The organism is Candidatus Viridilinea mediisalina (assembly GCF_002532535.1).
GTDB classification, from domain to species: domain Bacteria; phylum Chloroflexota; class Chloroflexia; order Chloroflexales; family Chloroflexaceae; genus Viridilinea; species Viridilinea mediisalina.
Genome location: NZ_NQWI01000115.1, coordinates 1 through 16,192, shown reverse-complemented (window position 1 = coordinate 16,192; position 16,192 = coordinate 1). Strand labels below are relative to the sequence as shown.

Below are 16,192 nucleotides of genomic sequence, written 5' to 3'. Positions count from 1 at the left end.
TCTATCAACTGGCGTTGGAGTGCCGGCTTCAGCCGGCTAAAGCCGGCACTCCAACGCGTGCCCACTAGCTTTTCAGATAGCTTCTTAGGGATGGTTTCAGAAACGGCCTTTCAGCTTTACCGTCGTAGTGCCGACTTATGGTCTTCCAGTAAATAATCCGCTAACCAGACCTCGCAGATCTGGCATATCTATCAGGTCTAGCCCGTGCCGCGACACCGGATTAATTTCTGGAAGACCATTAGTCGGCATCCGAGGGTTGTCGGCGACCTCAGCCGACTAAAGTCGGCACTACCTATGGCGCAAACTATACAGTATACTGAAACCATCCCTTACTTCAACAAACCAGCACGCTCCAGCAGCGCCAGCGCGTCATCGAAGGCGGCTGCGGTAGCGGCTATCGTGGCGCTGCTGTGGGCTGCACTGACAAAGGCGCTACGCCCGCGCATCAGGTCAACGCCGGCCAGTTGCAGGGCCATGCGGAGTGGCGTGGTGATGGCTGGGTCGCCACCGGCTTTGAGGCGGGCAAGGGGGAACTGATGGGGCACCGTGCCGGGTTCAAGCTCGCAGGCCGGATCGGCAAAGAGGTGCAGGATCGAGCCTTCGCCGTAGACGCTGAAGCCATGCAACTTGCGTGCTTGGAGTACTTGGTTGAGCGCATGTTGTAAGGCTTGCCCGCGTTCCGCCGCCGTTGCCCCCGGCTCACCTGTGGCGACCAGTTCGAGACAGGCGACCCCGGCGGCGGCGGCGAGCGGGTTGGCGTTGTAGGTCCCCTGATGGCGGATGCGACCCTGGGCACCTGCCTCGGCTGCGCCCATGGCAAGGCGGCGCATAATGACTTCGCGCCCGGCCACCGCGCCCCCGGCGAGGCCACCAGCAACAATTTTAGCCAAGCAGATCAAGTCGCCGGTTATGCCCGCCTGGGCCTGAGCGCCACCGGGGCTCACCCGAAAGCCGGTGACAATCTCATCGCAGATCAAGAGAACCTCATGGGCAGCGGTGAGCGCACGCAGTTCGCGCAGGAAATTGGGCGGTAGCGGCACCGTCCCATAGCTCGCCCCGGTTGGCTCAAGGATGACGGCGGCAACATCGTTGCGTTGAGCGAGCGTCGTAGCAACCGCCTCAAGCTCAGGGGGCAGGGTGAGCAGACTGGCCAACTGTTCAGCAGTAAGGCCAGCGCCGGGATCGGTGGGATCGGCACCGGGGGCGGCACCATCGTGCCAACCGTGGAAATGGCCCTGAAAGCGCACAATCAGCGGGCGTTGGGTAAAGGCACGGGCGAGACGCATTGCCAGCATCGTCGCCTCGGTGCCCGACGAGGTGAAGCGCACCCGTTCGGCCCCAGGCACGAGCTGTTGCACCAACTCAGCCCAGCGCAGCGCGAGAGCATGTTCACCACCCGCATGGGTGCCTAGATCGATCTGCTGACGGAGCGCCGCAAGGATAGCCGGATGGCCATGGCCCAAAAGCAACGCCCCGTGGCCACACCAGTAATCAATCAGCCGATTCTCATCAGCATCGTACTTAAACGCCCCAACCGCCCGTTCAATAAAGAGGGGGAAAGGGACTGCACTACGGCCATCGTGGGTCACACCACCAGGAAAACGGCGCTGAGCCTCGGCAGCATGTTGGGCCGAACGGGCAAAACGGGCACGGTAGGTCGCTTCGAGATTCATGAGTCCTTACATACCATATTCGAGACGACGGATAAGTGCTGTGGGCAAGCCGTGTTCAACCATCTGCTTCTGGGTGCGTTCAATCTCATACTCAACACGCATGAAGGTAAGGGTTGCCGCATCGCTATCGAGCAGCGCATAGGCAGCCCGCTTATCCTGATCACGGGGTTGGCCGACACTCCCAGGATTGATGAAGAAACGGCAGCCACCACTTAGATCAATCACATGCTCGCGGGGCGGCTGGTGGCGCATATCGGGCAAGAAGCGTTCAACGCGGTCGTAGACATTGCGTTGCCGAAAGCCTAACTGCACATGGGAATGGCCAACGAAGCAGATCTTCTGGCTAAAGACTTCAAAATTGGCCGCTGCTGCCTCTGCGGAGAGCAGATACTCCCAGACTGGCTCACGCGGACTGCCGTGGGCCAGCAGATAGCGTTCGTCTACATCAATACGAGGCGCAAGGTTGGCCAACCAATCATGGTTCGTGGCGGTCAACTGTTCACCATTCCAGAGATTAGCATTGCGTGCATCGGGATTGAAATCACGCAGATCAATCTGACCCAGACATGCCATATCATGGTTGCCAGAAATGGCAAATTTGGCATGATGACGCATCAGGTCAACACACTCATTCGGGCTTGGACCGTAGCCAATGGTATCACCAAGGCACCAGAGTTGATCAAAACTGCCCGCATCGAGCAAGACAGCCTCCAACGCAACTATGTTCGAGTGGATATCGGAGACGAGCAAGATCCGCATAGCAATTCCGCTTCGTTGACGGAGACCGCGCCACCGGACTATAATGGCACGCGGTTGCGTCGCTGCTAGAATACGTATACTACCATGGTTGAGCCAACAGGCCACTGTCCATACCTTGGACTCAAGCAGAATCAAGCGATCCGCTTTGCCTCACCGACGGCAGAACACCGCTGCTACGCTGCCGGTCAGGCGCAGGAGATTCCGCTTGTCCCGGCGGATTACCAGCGTGCCTATTGTCTTGCGCCCAATCATACTAACTGTCCATTATACACGGGCTCACGCTTACCTTCAACGCCAATAATGCCCCTCACGCCGCGCTTGGAGGCAACCCCAGAAGCGGCAGGGCTGCGCGGCTGGCTGGCTGGTCTGCCCATGCGTGACCGCATGATCTACCTAGGGCTGCTCTTGCTCTTAGGGATCATTCTGGTTGTCTACGCCTTTGCGAGCATAGATCTGCTCCGCGACAGCAGCTTTTTTGGAGGCTCGGCAACCGCGCAGCCGCCAATGAACACAGAGACAGCGGTGCCAACCTTAGCGGCAACCGCCACGGCCACGGCTACCCCAACGCTTGCGCCAACAGCAACGGCAAGCGCCACCCCCAGCGCGACGAGGCTGCCAACCGAGGTGCCGCCCCCACCGCCCCCACCCCCGCCACCGCCGCCGCCACCAACCGAGGTGCCGCCACCCCCGCCGCCGCCGCCGCCCCCACCAACCGAGGTGCCGCCGCCGCCAACCGAGGTGTTGCCCACGCCAACCGAGGTGTTGCCCACACCAACCGAGGTGTTGCCTACACCAACCGAGGTGTTACCCACACCAACGGAGCTACCTGCACCTCCGACTGAGCCGCCCACGCCGCCAAGCGAACCGACGGTGCCACCAAGCGAGCCAACAGAGCCGCCGAGCGAGCCGCCAGAACCGCCGAGCGAACCGCCGAATCCGCCTGCACCTGATGCCACCGTCGAGGCACCACCAACTCCGCGTGGGCAAATTCCCTAGTGCGTTATACACATGTTGGTCACAACCTGCCCCTATTTTCTCTTTCCTCTTTTCTATTTCCTTCCCTATGATGGAGTCCTTATGCTTCGCATTAGCATCATTGGCTTGGGCCTGATCGGGGCATCGCTTGGGATGGCCTTGCGCGCCGCCGATCCGAAAGAGTCGCCCCTTGGCCCGCTGGAGCTTACCGGATGGGACCGCGATGCGCGGGTGGTGAAGGAGGCCCGTGGCCGTTTGGCGATTGACCGCGATGCGCGTACCCTCGATGAGGCAGTACGGAATGCTCAATTGGTGGTGGTTGCCACCCCGGTTCAAGCTGTGCGTACCGTGTTTGAACAGATCGCCCCGCTCTTGCCAAGTGGGGCGGTGGTGACTGATGTGGCCAGTACGAAGGCGGAAGTTTCCCGCTGGGCCGCAGCGAGTTTGCGCCCAGGCGTAGCCTACGTCGGTGGCCATCCGATGGCCGGCAAAGAGCGGGCCGGGGTCACCGCTGCCGACGCGGAACTCTTCCAAGGTGCGATCTACTGCATCACCACCGCGCCTCAGACACCCCAAGGAGCCCTTGATGCGGTTGAGGCACTCGTGCGCACCGTGGGGGCCAAGCCCTACTACATCGATCCTGAAGAACACGATGCCTATGTTGCGGCCATCTCGCACCTGCCCATGCTGCTCTCGGTGGGCCTGATGGAGATCACGAGCAGCAGCCCCGCCTGGCGCGAATTGGCCCCCCTCGCGGCCACCGGCTTCCGCGATGTCTCGCGGCTCGCGTCGGGCGACCCCGAGATGCACCGCGATATTCTGCTCACCAATCGCGCCGCGTTGACGCGCTGGATCAATGCTATGCTGACCTTCTTGGTGGAGGTGCGCGATCAGGTGGAAGCCGAGGACACGGCCAGCATCGAGGCGCTGTTGCAGCGCACCAAAGCCCAGCGCGACACATGGCTCACTAGTCGCCCCAACCTGCGCCCCGGCGAGGCCGACTTCTTACACCAACCCGATCTCGAACGTCCCGGCCTGCTCAGTTTCCGCTTTCCAAAGCGCAAAGGTGACGGATAAGGCTATCGTGGGAGGGAGGTTTTCGGGGATGGCGAAGCCATCCCCGAAAACCTCCCTCCCACGATCCTAGAGGTTCCACTTTTGGTATAATAACGCGGTTGGAAGAAACGTATACACGAGGTTTTTGCCCATGACTAGCGCCGCGCCCCGTCGCCCAACCGAAATGGCTAAGGCTTATGAGCACCAGCAGGTTGAGCGTCGTCTCTATACATGGTGGGAAGAGCAGGATTTCTTTGCGCCTCGCGCCGATGCGCCCCATCCGCCTTTTGTGATTGCGATTCCGCCCCCCAATGTGACCGGCGAGCTCCATTTGGGCCATGCCATGTTTGTGACCATTGAGGATCTCATGATTCGCTGGCGGCGGATGCAGGGCTACCAGACGCTCTGGATTCCTGGTACCGACCACGCGGGGATTGCGACCCAGACCCAGGTGGAGCGTCTTTTGCGGAGTGAGGGGACTTCGCGTCAAGCTGTTGGCCGTGAGGAGTTTCTGCGCCGTACATGGGCCTGGAAGGAGAAGTATGGCGGGGAGATCTGCAATCAGTTGCGTCGCTTGGGGGCTAGTTGCGATTGGGCCCGCGAACGCTTCACCCTTGATCTCGGCCTCTCGCGTGCGGTACACACCGCCTTCAAACGGCTCTATGATGATGGGCTGATCTACCGGGGTACCTACTTGGTCAATTGGTCGCCCAACCTCCAGACGGCGGTCAGTGATCTGGAGGTGGACTACGAACAGCGCAATGTTTCGATCTGGTATGTGCGCTACCCGGTGGTGGACGCGCCCCAAGCCGACCAAGCGCTGGGGCCGGGGGGCCATGCGTGGGGTTCGGGCCGGTGGGCTGAAGGGGTGACTGAGTGGATTACGGTGGCAACGACACGCCCCGAGACGATTCTGGGTGATACGGCGGTTGCTGTGGCCCCCGCTGATGAGCGCTATGCTGCGCTGGTGGGGCGCTATGCCTGCCTGCCCGCCCTGGGTCGCGCTATTCCTATTCTTGCCGATGAGTATGTGGATAAGGATTTTGGTTCGGGTGCGGTGAAAATTACCCCCGCCCATGATAAGAATGACTATGAGGTTGGCCGTCGCCACCAACTGCCCCTGATCAATGTCTTGAACCTTGATGCGACCATCAATCAGGCCGGTGGCCCCTATGCGGGCCTCGACCGCTTTGAGGCCCGTAAGTCCATGTTGGCCGATCTGGAGAAAGAGGGCTTGTTGGTCAAGACCGAGCCCCATACGATGAGTGTTGGCATTAGTCAGCGCGGCGGTGAGGTGATTGAGCCGTTGCTCTCTGAGCAGTGGTTTGTGCGTACCCGAACGATGGCCGATCTGGCTATGGCGGCGGTGCGCGATGGGCGCACGCGCATTATTCCCGAACGCTTCGAGAAGGTCTATTTCCATTGGCTGGAGCATATCGAAGATTGGTGCATCAGCCGCCAACTCTGGTGGGGCCACCGCATTCCGGTCTGGTATCTGCCCGATGGCACGATGGTGGTGCCCGGCCCCGATGAAGCCCCGCCGGAAGGTGGCATCCAAGACCCCGATGTCCTCGATACGTGGTTCAGTTCGGGCTTGTGGCCCTTCTCGACACTGGGCTGGCCCGATGATACGCCCGATTTGGCCGCCTTCTACCCCAATAGCGTGATGGAGACGGGCTACGATATCCTCTTCTTCTGGGTGGCGCGCATGATGATGATGGGCTGCTACTTCACTGAGGTCGAGCCCTTCCATACGATCTATCTGCACGGCCTGGTGCGCGATGAACACGGGCGTAAGATGTCGAAGAGCTACGGGAATGTGGTGAATCCATTGGAGGTGATGGATGCCCACGGTACCGATGCGCTGCGCTATACCCTGACGACGAGTGGGACGCCGGGGCAGGACATTAATCTCAATCCGCAGCGCATCGAGTCGGCACGCAATTTTGCCAATAAGCTCTGGAATATGACGCGCTTTGTGATCGGTAAGCTCGATGGGCAACGCGAGTCGATCTTTGATCGCCAGTTGGAGTATATGAGTCTGGCCGACCGCTGGATCATATCGCGCTATGCCCGCTTGAGCATTGAGGTGGATCGGCTCATGGAGGGCTACAATTTTGGTGAGGCGGGCCGCCAGATCCACGATTTCCTCTGGGGTGAGTTTGCCGATTGGTATGTTGAGTTGGCCAAGGTGCAGTTGGAAGGCGATGCGACGGCCCAGCGCACGACGCGCGCGGTGCTCTATGGTGTGCTTGAGGGGGCGCTCCGCCTCTTGCACCCCTTTATGCCCTTCGTGACCGAAGAGTTGTGGCACTATCTCGTGGCCGATGGCCCCTTTGCCAGCCCCTACCCTGATGCGCCGCGCACCATTATGCTCGCCGCCTATCCCGTGCTGCCCGCAAGCTACCTTGATGAGGGTGCCGAGCGCGATTGGGCCATGGTGCAAGAGTTGATCGTTGCCATCCGCAACATCCGCAGTGAGTACAAGGTTGAAGCGGCCAAATGGGTAACCGCAACGATTGTGGGCGGCCCCCATACAGCCATGCTGCACGCCCAAGCGCCCCTGATTGCCCGCCTGGGCCGCGTGAAGGCGGATGAACTGCGCGTGACCCATGAACTAAGCGAGAAGCCGCGTCAAGCCGCTACGATTGTCTTGGGCAGTATCGAATGTTACCTACCGCTCGCAGGCATGATCGATCTTGGCGCCGAGCGGGCGCGGGTACGCAAAGAACTCGATACGGTCGAGATAGATGTGGCGCGCCGCGAAGCGAAGTTGGCCAATACGAGCTTTGTCGCCAAAGCCCCGCCCAACGTCGTCGCCCGTGAACGCGAAGGGCTAGAGACAGCACGGGCGGCGTTGGTGAAACTCCAAGCGCGGCTGGAGGAGCTTTGAATAGGGATTCGCATAAGAGGCTGTCTGAAACGTCCATGAACTGGTGTTGGAGTGCCGGCTTCAGCCGGCTAAAGCCGGCACTCCAACCGCGTGCCCACTAGCTTTTCAGACAGCTTCTAAGGAGCTTTGACCATGCCTGATGAACCCACTTCCGATGCCTCAGACGAGCATGTCCTCTACCAAGGGCGTCTGCACTGGACAATCGCGGTGCGTCCGGTGATGATTACCAGTTTGGCCCTGGTACTCTTGAGTTCGGGCGATCTCTTGCTGGGAGTGGGCGTCATGCTGGTGGCCGCTGTCTTCTGGGGGGCGACGCTGTTGGCGGCAAGCAATAGCGCCCAATTGATTACCGAGCAGCGCGTGCGCCTTAGCAGTGGCCGCATCTTCCGTGAGCGCGTTGAGATTGCTTTGACCCAGGTTGAACGTGTGAAGGTTGAACGGGATGTGATGGGGCGCTGGCTGGGCTATGGCACCCTCGTGGTTGAGGGCAGAAGTGGTGAGCGGGCAAGTTGTCCCAACCTAACCCAGCCCGATGAGTTTCAGCGCGAGCTTGAGGTGGCCGCTGGCTTGGGGGGTGAGTGAGGGCACAGAGAATTTGAACCACAGAGGCACAGAGGACACAGAGGTTTTTTGGGAGGTGAGGGCCATTCAAGACATTCCTAACCAATCTACTATGCCTCCCCGCCCCAGCCTCTTGCGTCCAATCTTGGTTGGCCTGATTTTTGTGGTAGCCAATGTGCTGGCCTATCTACTTTTGCCCCCGGCGCTGATCGAGCGTTTGGGGGCATTTGGGTATGTGGGCGCGTTGCTGGCAGCGACGCTTGCGAATGCCACCGTGATTGTGCCGGTGCCCTACTATCCGCTGATTATGCGCTTGGGCCAGGCGCTCAACCCCTGGGGGGTTGTCTTTGCCGCTGCCCTTGGCTCCGCCTTGGGCGAGTTGGTAGCCTACTATGTGGGCCGTTCGGGTCGCCATGTGGCCGAAACAACCCCCTTTTACCTCTGGGTACAACGCCAATTGCGCCATCCCTGGCGTGCCCCATTGGTCATCTTTCTGCTCGCGGCACCGCCCAACCCGCTCTTTGATGTCGCCGGTCTGCTCGCAGGCGCCCTCGGTGTCCCCGTCTGGGTCTTTTTTATCAGCACCTTTTTGGGGCGCATTGCACGCATGAGTGGGCTGGTACTCTTTGGAGTCTGGTTGGATGCATCCTAGAATTTGTCGCTTTGCACCATCCCCTGTTTAAGGGTACAATCAACGGTAGTTGATCCTCCCATACCGCCGCCGCTCGTAACGGTATTGTCCCACGGAAGGGAGACTTATGCGCGTTGTTGCGATGATTATGGCCGGAGGTGAGGGTACACGCTTGAGTGTCCTCTCCGAAAAACGGGCCAAACCCTCGGTACCATTTGCCGGGAAGTATCGGATTATTGACTTTACGCTCTCCAATTGTGTCAATTCGGGCATCTTTGATGTGGCCGTGTTGACCCAATATCGCCCCCATTCGCTCAATGACCATATCGGGATCGGGAAGCCTTGGGATCTCGACCGCAATCGTGGAGGCGTGCGCCTGCTTCAGCCCTACCAGGGCCGCAATGATCAGAGTTGGTACCGTGGTACCTCTGATGCGATCTACCAGAACCTGACCTTCCTCAGTGATCACCGCGCTGATCTGGCGCTGATCCTTTCGGGCGATCATATCTATAAGATGGACTACAATGCCATCATTCAGACCCATCGCCGCCGTCAGGCCGATCTGACGGTTGGGGTGATGGAGGTTCCTCTGGAAGAGACTGATCGCTTTGGGATTATGACGGTGGATGAGCAGGATCGCATTGTTGAGTTTTCGGAGAAGCCCAAGAACCGTGATAAGGGCAATTTGGCTTCGATGGGTATCTATGTCTTCAATACCGATGTGCTCATGCGGCGCCTCTCTGAGGGCAATGATGACCAGCCGCGTATTGATTTTGGCAAGAATGTGATCCCCGCAATGATGGCGGAGGATCGCGTGGTGGCCCATCGCTTCCAAGGCTATTGGGTTGATGTGGGTACCATCCAGTCCTATTGGGAGACGAGTATGCAACTGCTCGATCCCCAACTCGATTTTGACCTCTACGATCTCGATTGGCGCATTCTGACCCGTAGTGAAGAGCGCCCCCCGGCCAAGATCGGGCCGCAGGCGCGCGTCAATCGGGCGATCATCTGTAATGGCTGCACCATTCGCGGTACCGTCGAGAACTCTGTCCTCTCACCGGGCGTCTATGTCTCGCCTGGGGCGGTGGTGCGCGATAGTGTGGTGATGAACGACACATGGATTGGCCCTGGCGCGGTGCTGGATCGGGTCATTGTGGATAAACAGGTTGTCGTAGGGGCTGGGGCGCGCCTCGGTGATGGTGATGATCTGAGTGTGCCCAATAAAGCTGAACCCGACAAGCTCAATTCGGGCGTCACTGTTGTCGGCAAAGCTGCCCATATCCCGCCGGGAATTCGTGTGGGCCGCAATGTCGTGATCAACGCCGACCGCGATGAGAGTGACTTCCCAGAGGGCCATGTCGCCTCCGGTGAGACGATCTGAATACGATTGTAGATTGCAGATTGCAGATTACCGATTACCGAACATGGCGTCCCAATGGACTGTAGCATGCTTGATAATGCGGCATGTTCACGGGTAATTGGTACTACAGGCAGATACTATGCTACGAACTTTAGCCCTGATTCTGGCTGGTGGCGATTCGCCTGCGCTCTCGGTCTTGACGGCAGAGCGTACCGAGGCGGCAGTGCCCTTTGCCGGAAAGTATCGCATCATTGATTTTACGCTCTCGAATTGTGTCAATTCGGGTATCTATAACGTCGGCGTGCTCACCCAGTACCGCCCTCGTTCGCTCTTTACCCATCTGGGGGTTGGGCGTCCTTGGGATCTCGACCGCGCTCAGGGCGGTTTGCGGGTGCTGCATCCCTCGCCGACGCCCGATGGTGGCGGTTGGCAGCGCGGCACCGCTGATGCGGTGCGCTACAACCTTGATCTGATTGAAGATCAGGCGCTTGATGCGGTGTTGCTCTTGGCGGGTGACCACATTTATAAGATGGACTATCGCCCGCTGGTGGCGCTCCACGCCGAGCAGGGGGCCGATGTGACCATGGCGGTGCATAGTGTGAATCCGCACGACTCACGGCGCTATGGGATTGTCTCGGTTGGTGGCGATGGGCGCGTGGATCGTTTTGATGAGAAGCCGCGCCGCACCAGTTCCAGCTTGGCCTCAATGGGCATCTATGTCTTTCGCAAGCAGTTCCTGATTGATCTGCTGCGCGAGAACCAAGCATGTGATTTTGGCCGCCACATTTTGCCCCAGATCATTGGGCGTTGCAACGCTTTCGCCTACAACTTCCAAGGCTACTGGGCCGACGTGGGCACCGTCCAAGCCTACTATGAGGCCAATGTGGCCCTCTTGGCCGAATCGCCTGCCCTTGATCTCTACGATCCTGAATGGATCATCCATACCACCAGCGCAGACCGCCCTGGCGTCGAGATCGGCACCGATGCCCGCGTCGAAAATAGCCTGCTCAGCGATGGCTGCCGCGTCTATGGCACCGTCCTGCGCTCAGTCATCTCGCCGGGGGTCTATGTCGCCCCGGGTGCTGTCGTGCGCGATTCCGTCCTCATGGGTGATGCGTGGGTTGGCCCCGATGCGGTGGTGGATCGCTGCATCGTTGACGAGTGGGCGCGCATTGGGGCCCGCGCCGTCATAGGTGAGGGCGAAATGGCCACCCCCAACCATGAACAGCCAGAACGACTCAACACCGGCCTGACCATCGTGGGCCTGCGTGCCCACATCCCCGAAGGTGCCAGCATTGGGCGTAACGTCGCCATTCGCCCACGCAGCAGCGAACAGGCTTTTCCCAAGGATGGGAAGGTGCCTAGTGGGGCGACGGTGTGATGCCATTGTAGATTGCAGATTGTAGATTGCCGAACATGGCGTCTCAATGCGCTGGATTGTCATTGGGCATGCGGCATATTCAATGGTAATTGGTTGGGATGCCCAGGATGGCCCTCACCCCCTACCCCCTTCGACAAGCGGCCCCTGAGCTTGTCGAAGGGCAGGGCATCGCCTCTCCCACGTTGTGGGAGAGGGGCGAAGGCAACGCTGTTTTTGTGCGTCCCTTTTTGTGTATGCTCCCAACTTCAAAACCTCGGTGTCCTCTGTGCCTCTGTGGTGAACATCTCTGTACCTCTCTGCACCTCTATGACCATCCCTGAGATTCAAGTAGACTCCTCCATCCGCTCGCGTCTTGGCCAAGGGCATCCTTGGATCTACCGTAACCATGTGCGTGAAGGACGCAACTTCGCCAGTGGCCAGTGGGTGCGGGTGCGCTGTGGTGGCTGGAGTGCCTATGGGCTCTGGGATGCCGAGAGTCCGATTGCGGTGCGCCTCTTTAGCCGCGAACAACTTCCCGATGCAACCTGGATCGCGGAACGGGTTTGGGATGCGTGGGAGCTACGCGCCAGCCTGCGCGATCATGGCGCGACCAGTGCCTACCGCTGGATCTATGGTGAGGGCGATGGGTTGCCTGGCTTGGTTGTGGATCGCTATGGCGATTATGCTACCATTCAGACCTATGCTGCCAGTGTGCAAACACTTGTACCAATGGTGGCGACAGCGTTGCGCCGCTGCGATCCGGAGTTGCGCGGGGTGTTGCTGCGCGAACGTGAGCCCGATGCGGCCACTGAGGCTGCGTCCGACACGGAAGGCATGCGCCTGCTCTGGGGCGAATGGCCGCCCAACGAGTTGGTCGTGCAAGAGCATGGTCTCTACCTGCAAGCCAATCTCTTCCAAGGGCAAAAGACCGGCCTGTTCCTTGATCAGCGCGAGAATCGGCGTACCCTGGAGCAGTTCGCTGGTGGGCGCACCATTCTCAACTGCTTTGCCTACACTGGCGCATTCTCGCTCTATGCGCTCCGTGGCGGTGCTGCTCAGGTGGTGAGTGTTGATCAGGGACGCGGGCTGGCCGAAGCTGCCGCTGCCAATCTCGCCCTGAACCAGCTTGAGGCTGCCCGCCACAGCTTTGTGACCGAGGACTGCTTCGCGTTGCTGGATGGCTACGCCAAAGCCGGACGCAGTTTCCAACTGATCATCCTTGACCCGCCAAGCTTTGCGCGTCAGAAGAGCAACATGCACGCCGCAGTCCGAGCCTACACCCGGCTCAACGCGCTCGCCCTGCGCTGCCTTGAAGCGGGTGGTCTGCTGGTCAGTGCTAGTTGCACCAGCCAGGTAAGCCCCGAACAATTCCGAAGCATCCTAGCCGATGCCGCCCTCCAAGCCCAAGTCCGGCTCCAATTGATCCACGAAGCCGGACAACCCCTTGATCACCCGGTACCCGCATGCTTCCCCGAAGGGCGCTACCTGAAATTCGTAGTCGCCCGCATGGTGCATGGGTGGTAGGAGGGGGCGCGAGGGCACGAGGATGCGCATATTGCCGCAAAAGAACGCGAAAAAATTGGTTTTGGAAGCATTGCGCATCCTGATGCCGCATGCCAGCGGAGGAGCGCCGCCCCGCCGGGGCGGCGCTCCTGTGTTGCAGGCTAACCTTATCATCTCTGTGCCCTCAGTGCCTCTGTGGTTCAAATCTCAGTGCCTCTGTGGTGCAAACCTCTACCCTTTTTCTCATCTTTCCCCCCTTGCCAAAGGGTGCTTGAGTGTGCTAACGTAGAGCCAGACATCGCACATGATCATGTCACTGGTTGCCGCGATGGATGGGCCGATGTGTGGGGCTGTAGTGCGAACATGCGCCACTTGCCGGTCTGTGCGACCAGGATGAGCGGAAAGGCTTGTATGTTACCCCACTTAGCGATCCGGCGGGCTACGGCGCATCCGGCTGACTACCTCGCTGTTGCTGCATTCCACCGGCTGACCGGCGAAACGGCCACGCCCGACGACCTCCTCGCCTTTGATCGCACGTGTGAGCGGAGCGGTGCCCATTCGTGGCGCTACCTCGCTCAGGACCACGCCGGTACAACCCTTGGTGTGGCCCACTTTTTCCCGGTGACTTGGCGCAAAGAGCCTGGCACCTATTGGATTGCCGCTCGTGTGCGCCGCGATTATGAGCGCCAGGGCATTGGTTCGGCCCTACTCGCCCAGATGGAGGCTGATTTGGGCGTGTTGGGGGCACGGGCGATGTGGCTCATGGTGCCTGAAGAGCAGCCTGAGATCATGGCTGCGTTGCAGCGCCGGGGCTTCCGTGAGCAGATGCGCAGCCACCCCTTTACCTTGGAGGTGGCCCAAGCGCCCAGTTTGCAGCTTGAGGCGCGCCTAGAGCGTTTGGCCACGCATGGCTTGCGGGTGCGCACGCTTGCTGACTGTCGCGCCGAAGACCCTGACTGGCTGGAGCGGATCTATGCGCTGCACGCTGCGATTACCCGTGAAGTGCCGATCCCGGAGAAGATTTTTGTCACCCGCGAGGAGTTTGCAGCCTTTGCGGTTGAAGCGCCTGATGCCCTGCTCGACGCCTTCTTTGTTGTGTGTGCGGGTACAGAGTATGTGGGGCTGAGCTTTATGCAGCGCCGGGCGGCAAACCCTGGGACACTCTATCAGGAGTTGACCGGGACGTTGCCCGCCTATCGCGGCTTGGGGCTGGCGCACACCCTCAAGGAGTTGACGATTGACTATGCGCTTCGTCATGGCTACCAGCGGATTGTGACCTGGGTTGAGGATACCAATAGCGGCATGGTGGCGATTAACCAGCGCTATGCGTTCGTGCGCGAAGCGGGCCTCGTGCTGCTTGAGCGCCCGGTTGCGCCTGCCGTCATGCTTGAACCGGCCCAGGTGCAGGTGGCTGCTCGGTAGGGTTGTGCCTCCGGGTGGAGTTGCACTTCAAGATACTGCTGGTGACAGGTAGGGACACGGTGCGCCGTGCCCCTACCTAACTCTTTCAGGTATAGCGTTCTTTGGGAATTTTGGATAGGGAATTCTTCCAATACGCTCCACCAAGATGGTCAACTTGGCCCTAAGGCAAGTTTGGCCGAGCGGATCGAACGCACCGTATTGAGTGGTGTGAATAGCGCCGAATTTCCACACGCCTTTGCCGTACGCGAGGCTATCCGCTCGTGGAGCTTTCTGCAACTCAATCCAAGCATACTCCGCGAACCGAGTTCGCTCCTCAATCCGGCCTCGCTCTACCCAGATGGGCGTTATCTACCCAATGTGCTGGCGCGCATCCAATCCAGCGATCCTCTGCTTCTACAAGATATAGCGCGTGATCTTGCCAATATCGTACCGGGCCTCATTGGGCTTCATGTCGAAGAGGATCGGCCAAGCGATCGCTATACGCTCTGGGCCACCATGGAGGATGGTCGCTCCTTTTCAGCGCGCTTGCTCTCCGATGGCACCTTGAGGATGCTCGCCCTGGTCACCTTAGCACACGACCCGCAACACCAAGGGGTGCTCTGTTTGGAAGAGCCAGAAAACGGGGTTCATGCTATGCGTATGGAGCGCATCGCCGACCTTCTGTGCAGCCTCGCTACCGATATGCAAGACCCCGCAGACGCACAGCGCCCCCTCCGTCAACTCCTCGTCAACACCCACTCACCGGCACTTGTCAAACAACCAAGCATGTTACCTGCCCTCATCTTCGCCCAGACTGTCACCAGCGTGGACGCTCAAGCGTCCCATGCGCTACAGCGCGTCACCCGCATGGCACCTGTCATCGCCTCCACATCTGCTGTGAGCGATCATGCCTACGCGCTTGATCGGATCATTGAGTATCTCACAAGTGCTGACGCTGAGGAAGCCGTAGCTGAGTTGAGAGGAGCGAGGCGATTATGAGTATGCTTGTCCTCGCACTCTATGGCGAAGGGGCCACAGATGAGCGGTTTCTCGCCGTGATTGTCCAGCGCACCGCTCAGGAGTTGCTTCTTCACGAGGGACACAGCATCGTTGATGTGCTGCCACCATACGTGGTGCAACCTGATCAGAGGGTAATACCATTTACGATTGTAGATTGCCGAACATGGCGTTCCAATGGTCTTTAGCGTTCTTGATCATGCGGCATGTTCAAGGGTATAAGGCTTACCATGCAGTTCAACCTTTCGGCCTCTCTACCAGCCACGCCACCGCGTATGCCCCTAAGGTGACCTCTAGGCTGCCATTGGGCTGTGTGCGGTAGCTTGTGGCGTTGAGGCTGTCATGCAGTTCTGCGTCTGGCGTGAGGTCAAGGCATACTGCCTGAGTTTGGGCGGTGACGTTGTGTAGGCAGTAGATGCGTTGCGTGCCGTCGGTACTCTGGCGCTCAAGCGCAACGATGGGCTTGCCCAGATCGAGGATGCGCTGGGGGATGTTGGGGTGGAAGGCGGCGGCGCTGCGCCGGGTGCGTATCAGCGTGGCCATGCGTGCAAAGACTTGGGCTGCACGGCTGTTTGGATCGGCTAACTGAGCCTCAATTGCGCTGCGCTCCCACTTGGCGCGGTTTAATGTGCGTGCCCGCCTCGTTACCGCAAAGCCCGCATGGTTGTTGGACGATCCTACCAAGCTGTGTACATAGATTCCCGGTACGCCTTGCAGTGCCAGCATGATCGCTTGTGAGGCCACAAAGCGATCTACTGTGAGCGCCTGCGGTTCATCTGCGGCTGGATCGGAGAGCGCATCAAACCAGGTGCAATTGAGTTCATAGGCGCTCTGGGTGCCGTCGGGGTTGTTTTTATAGGAGACCAGCCCGCCGTGCCGTTCTACCCGCGCACAGAGGGCGGCAACCTGTTCGCTACTCAGCAAGCCTGTTGCCGGCACGACCCCAATGCCGTCGTGCGAAGCCAGAAAGTTGAAGAAGGCGGTGTTGGGCCCAGGCGGGGCC

14 protein-coding genes are annotated in these 16,192 nt (G+C 59.6%); 11 read left to right on the top strand and 3 right to left on the bottom strand.

Translation table 11 applies throughout. The annotated features are described in order from the left end of the window. Window positions 1–329: 329 nt before the first annotated feature. Window positions 330–1,673: an aspartate aminotransferase family protein gene (locus CJ255_RS17730; RefSeq protein WP_097645431.1), complete on the bottom strand. Its 1,344-nt coding sequence runs from the start codon at window positions 1,671–1,673 to the stop codon at window positions 330–332. Window positions 1,674–1,679: 6 nt separating this feature from the next. After that, window positions 1,680–2,432, bottom strand: coding sequence for a metallophosphoesterase family protein (locus CJ255_RS17725; RefSeq protein WP_097645430.1), 753 nt, complete (start codon window positions 2,430–2,432; stop codon window positions 1,680–1,682). Window positions 2,433–2,516: 84 nt separating this feature from the next. Between CJ255_RS17725 and CJ255_RS17720 the strand changes: the two genes are divergently transcribed. From CJ255_RS17720 to CJ255_RS17670, 11 genes are all read left to right on the top strand, one after another. Next, on the top strand, window positions 2,517–3,428 hold the full coding sequence (locus tag CJ255_RS17720; protein WP_097645429.1) for a hypothetical protein: 912 nt from the start codon (window positions 2,517–2,519) through the stop codon (window positions 3,426–3,428). 81 nt (window positions 3,429–3,509) lie between these two features. Then, the gene (locus tag CJ255_RS17715; protein WP_097645428.1) at window positions 3,510–4,484 is read left to right on the top strand and encodes a prephenate dehydrogenase; all 975 of its coding nucleotides are present in this window, start codon (window positions 3,510–3,512) and stop codon (window positions 4,482–4,484) included. A gap of 130 nt (window positions 4,485–4,614) precedes the next feature. Next, window positions 4,615–7,356: a valine--tRNA ligase gene (locus tag CJ255_RS17710; protein WP_097645427.1), complete on the top strand. Its 2,742-nt coding sequence runs from the start codon at window positions 4,615–4,617 to the stop codon at window positions 7,354–7,356. Between the two features lie 132 nt (window positions 7,357–7,488). Further along, entirely contained in the window at window positions 7,489–7,938 is a 450-nt protein-coding gene (locus CJ255_RS17705; RefSeq protein WP_097645426.1) for a PH domain-containing protein, read from the top strand. A 91-nt stretch (window positions 7,939–8,029) separates the two neighbouring features. After that, entirely contained in the window at window positions 8,030–8,569 is a 540-nt protein-coding gene (locus tag CJ255_RS17700; RefSeq protein ID WP_097645425.1) for a VTT domain-containing protein, read from the top strand. Between the two features lie 106 nt (window positions 8,570–8,675). Continuing rightward, entirely contained in the window at window positions 8,676–9,929 is a 1,254-nt protein-coding gene (locus CJ255_RS17695; RefSeq protein ID WP_097645424.1) for a glucose-1-phosphate adenylyltransferase, read from the top strand. Window positions 9,930–10,047: 118 nt separating this feature from the next. Next, complete coding sequence (locus CJ255_RS17690) at window positions 10,048–11,289, top strand: glucose-1-phosphate adenylyltransferase family protein (protein WP_097645423.1); 1,242 nt, start codon at window positions 10,048–10,050, stop codon at window positions 11,287–11,289. A gap of 306 nt (window positions 11,290–11,595) precedes the next feature. Further along, the gene (locus tag CJ255_RS17685) at window positions 11,596–12,792 is read left to right on the top strand and encodes a class I SAM-dependent rRNA methyltransferase (protein ID WP_097645422.1); all 1,197 of its coding nucleotides are present in this window, start codon (window positions 11,596–11,598) and stop codon (window positions 12,790–12,792) included. A 390-nt stretch (window positions 12,793–13,182) separates the two neighbouring features. After that, window positions 13,183–14,193, top strand: coding sequence for a GNAT family N-acetyltransferase (locus CJ255_RS17680; protein ID WP_165774786.1), 1,011 nt, complete (start codon window positions 13,183–13,185; stop codon window positions 14,191–14,193). Window positions 14,194–14,364: 171 nt separating this feature from the next. Beyond that, the gene (locus CJ255_RS17675; RefSeq protein WP_165774785.1) at window positions 14,365–15,171 is read left to right on the top strand and encodes an AAA family ATPase; all 807 of its coding nucleotides are present in this window, start codon (window positions 14,365–14,367) and stop codon (window positions 15,169–15,171) included. After that, window positions 15,168–15,377: a hypothetical protein gene (locus CJ255_RS17670; protein WP_097645419.1), complete on the top strand. Its 210-nt coding sequence runs from the start codon at window positions 15,168–15,170 to the stop codon at window positions 15,375–15,377. The genes CJ255_RS17675 and CJ255_RS17670 overlap by 4 nt, the downstream gene beginning before the upstream one ends. A gap of 49 nt (window positions 15,378–15,426) precedes the next feature. Here CJ255_RS17670 and CJ255_RS23710 read toward each other — a convergent pair. Then, window positions 15,427–16,192: alpha-amylase family protein (locus CJ255_RS23710; RefSeq protein WP_500681119.1), on the bottom strand; the 766-nt coding region annotated here is incomplete at its 5' end.

What these genes read in the sequence shown, in the direction of transcription:
- CJ255_RS17720 (WP_097645429.1), top strand. Translation starts at nt 2,517, where the DNA reads ATGGTTGAGCCAACAGGCCACTGTCCATACCTTGGACTCAAGCAGAAT.
- CJ255_RS17670 (WP_097645419.1), top strand. Translation starts at nt 15,168, where the DNA reads ATGAGTATGCTTGTCCTCGCACTCTATGGCGAAGGGGCCACAGATGAG.
- CJ255_RS17685 (WP_097645422.1), top strand. Translation starts at nt 11,596, where the DNA reads ATGACCATCCCTGAGATTCAAGTAGACTCCTCCATCCGCTCGCGTCTT.
- CJ255_RS17700 (WP_097645425.1), top strand. Translation starts at nt 8,030, where the DNA reads ATGCCTCCCCGCCCCAGCCTCTTGCGTCCAATCTTGGTTGGCCTGATT.
- CJ255_RS17705 (WP_097645426.1), top strand. Translation starts at nt 7,489, where the DNA reads ATGCCTGATGAACCCACTTCCGATGCCTCAGACGAGCATGTCCTCTAC.
- CJ255_RS17680 (WP_165774786.1), top strand. Translation starts at nt 13,183, where the DNA reads ATGTTACCCCACTTAGCGATCCGGCGGGCTACGGCGCATCCGGCTGAC.
- CJ255_RS17725 (WP_097645430.1), bottom strand. Translation starts at nt 2,432, where the DNA reads ATGCGGATCTTGCTCGTCTCCGATATCCACTCGAACATAGTTGCGTTG.
- CJ255_RS17730 (WP_097645431.1), bottom strand. Translation starts at nt 1,673, where the DNA reads ATGAATCTCGAAGCGACCTACCGTGCCCGTTTTGCCCGTTCGGCCCAA.
- CJ255_RS17695 (WP_097645424.1), top strand. Translation starts at nt 8,676, where the DNA reads ATGCGCGTTGTTGCGATGATTATGGCCGGAGGTGAGGGTACACGCTTG.
- CJ255_RS17715 (WP_097645428.1), top strand. Translation starts at nt 3,510, where the DNA reads ATGCTTCGCATTAGCATCATTGGCTTGGGCCTGATCGGGGCATCGCTT.
- CJ255_RS17710 (WP_097645427.1), top strand. Translation starts at nt 4,615, where the DNA reads ATGACTAGCGCCGCGCCCCGTCGCCCAACCGAAATGGCTAAGGCTTAT.
- CJ255_RS17690 (WP_097645423.1), top strand. Translation starts at nt 10,048, where the DNA reads ATGCTACGAACTTTAGCCCTGATTCTGGCTGGTGGCGATTCGCCTGCG.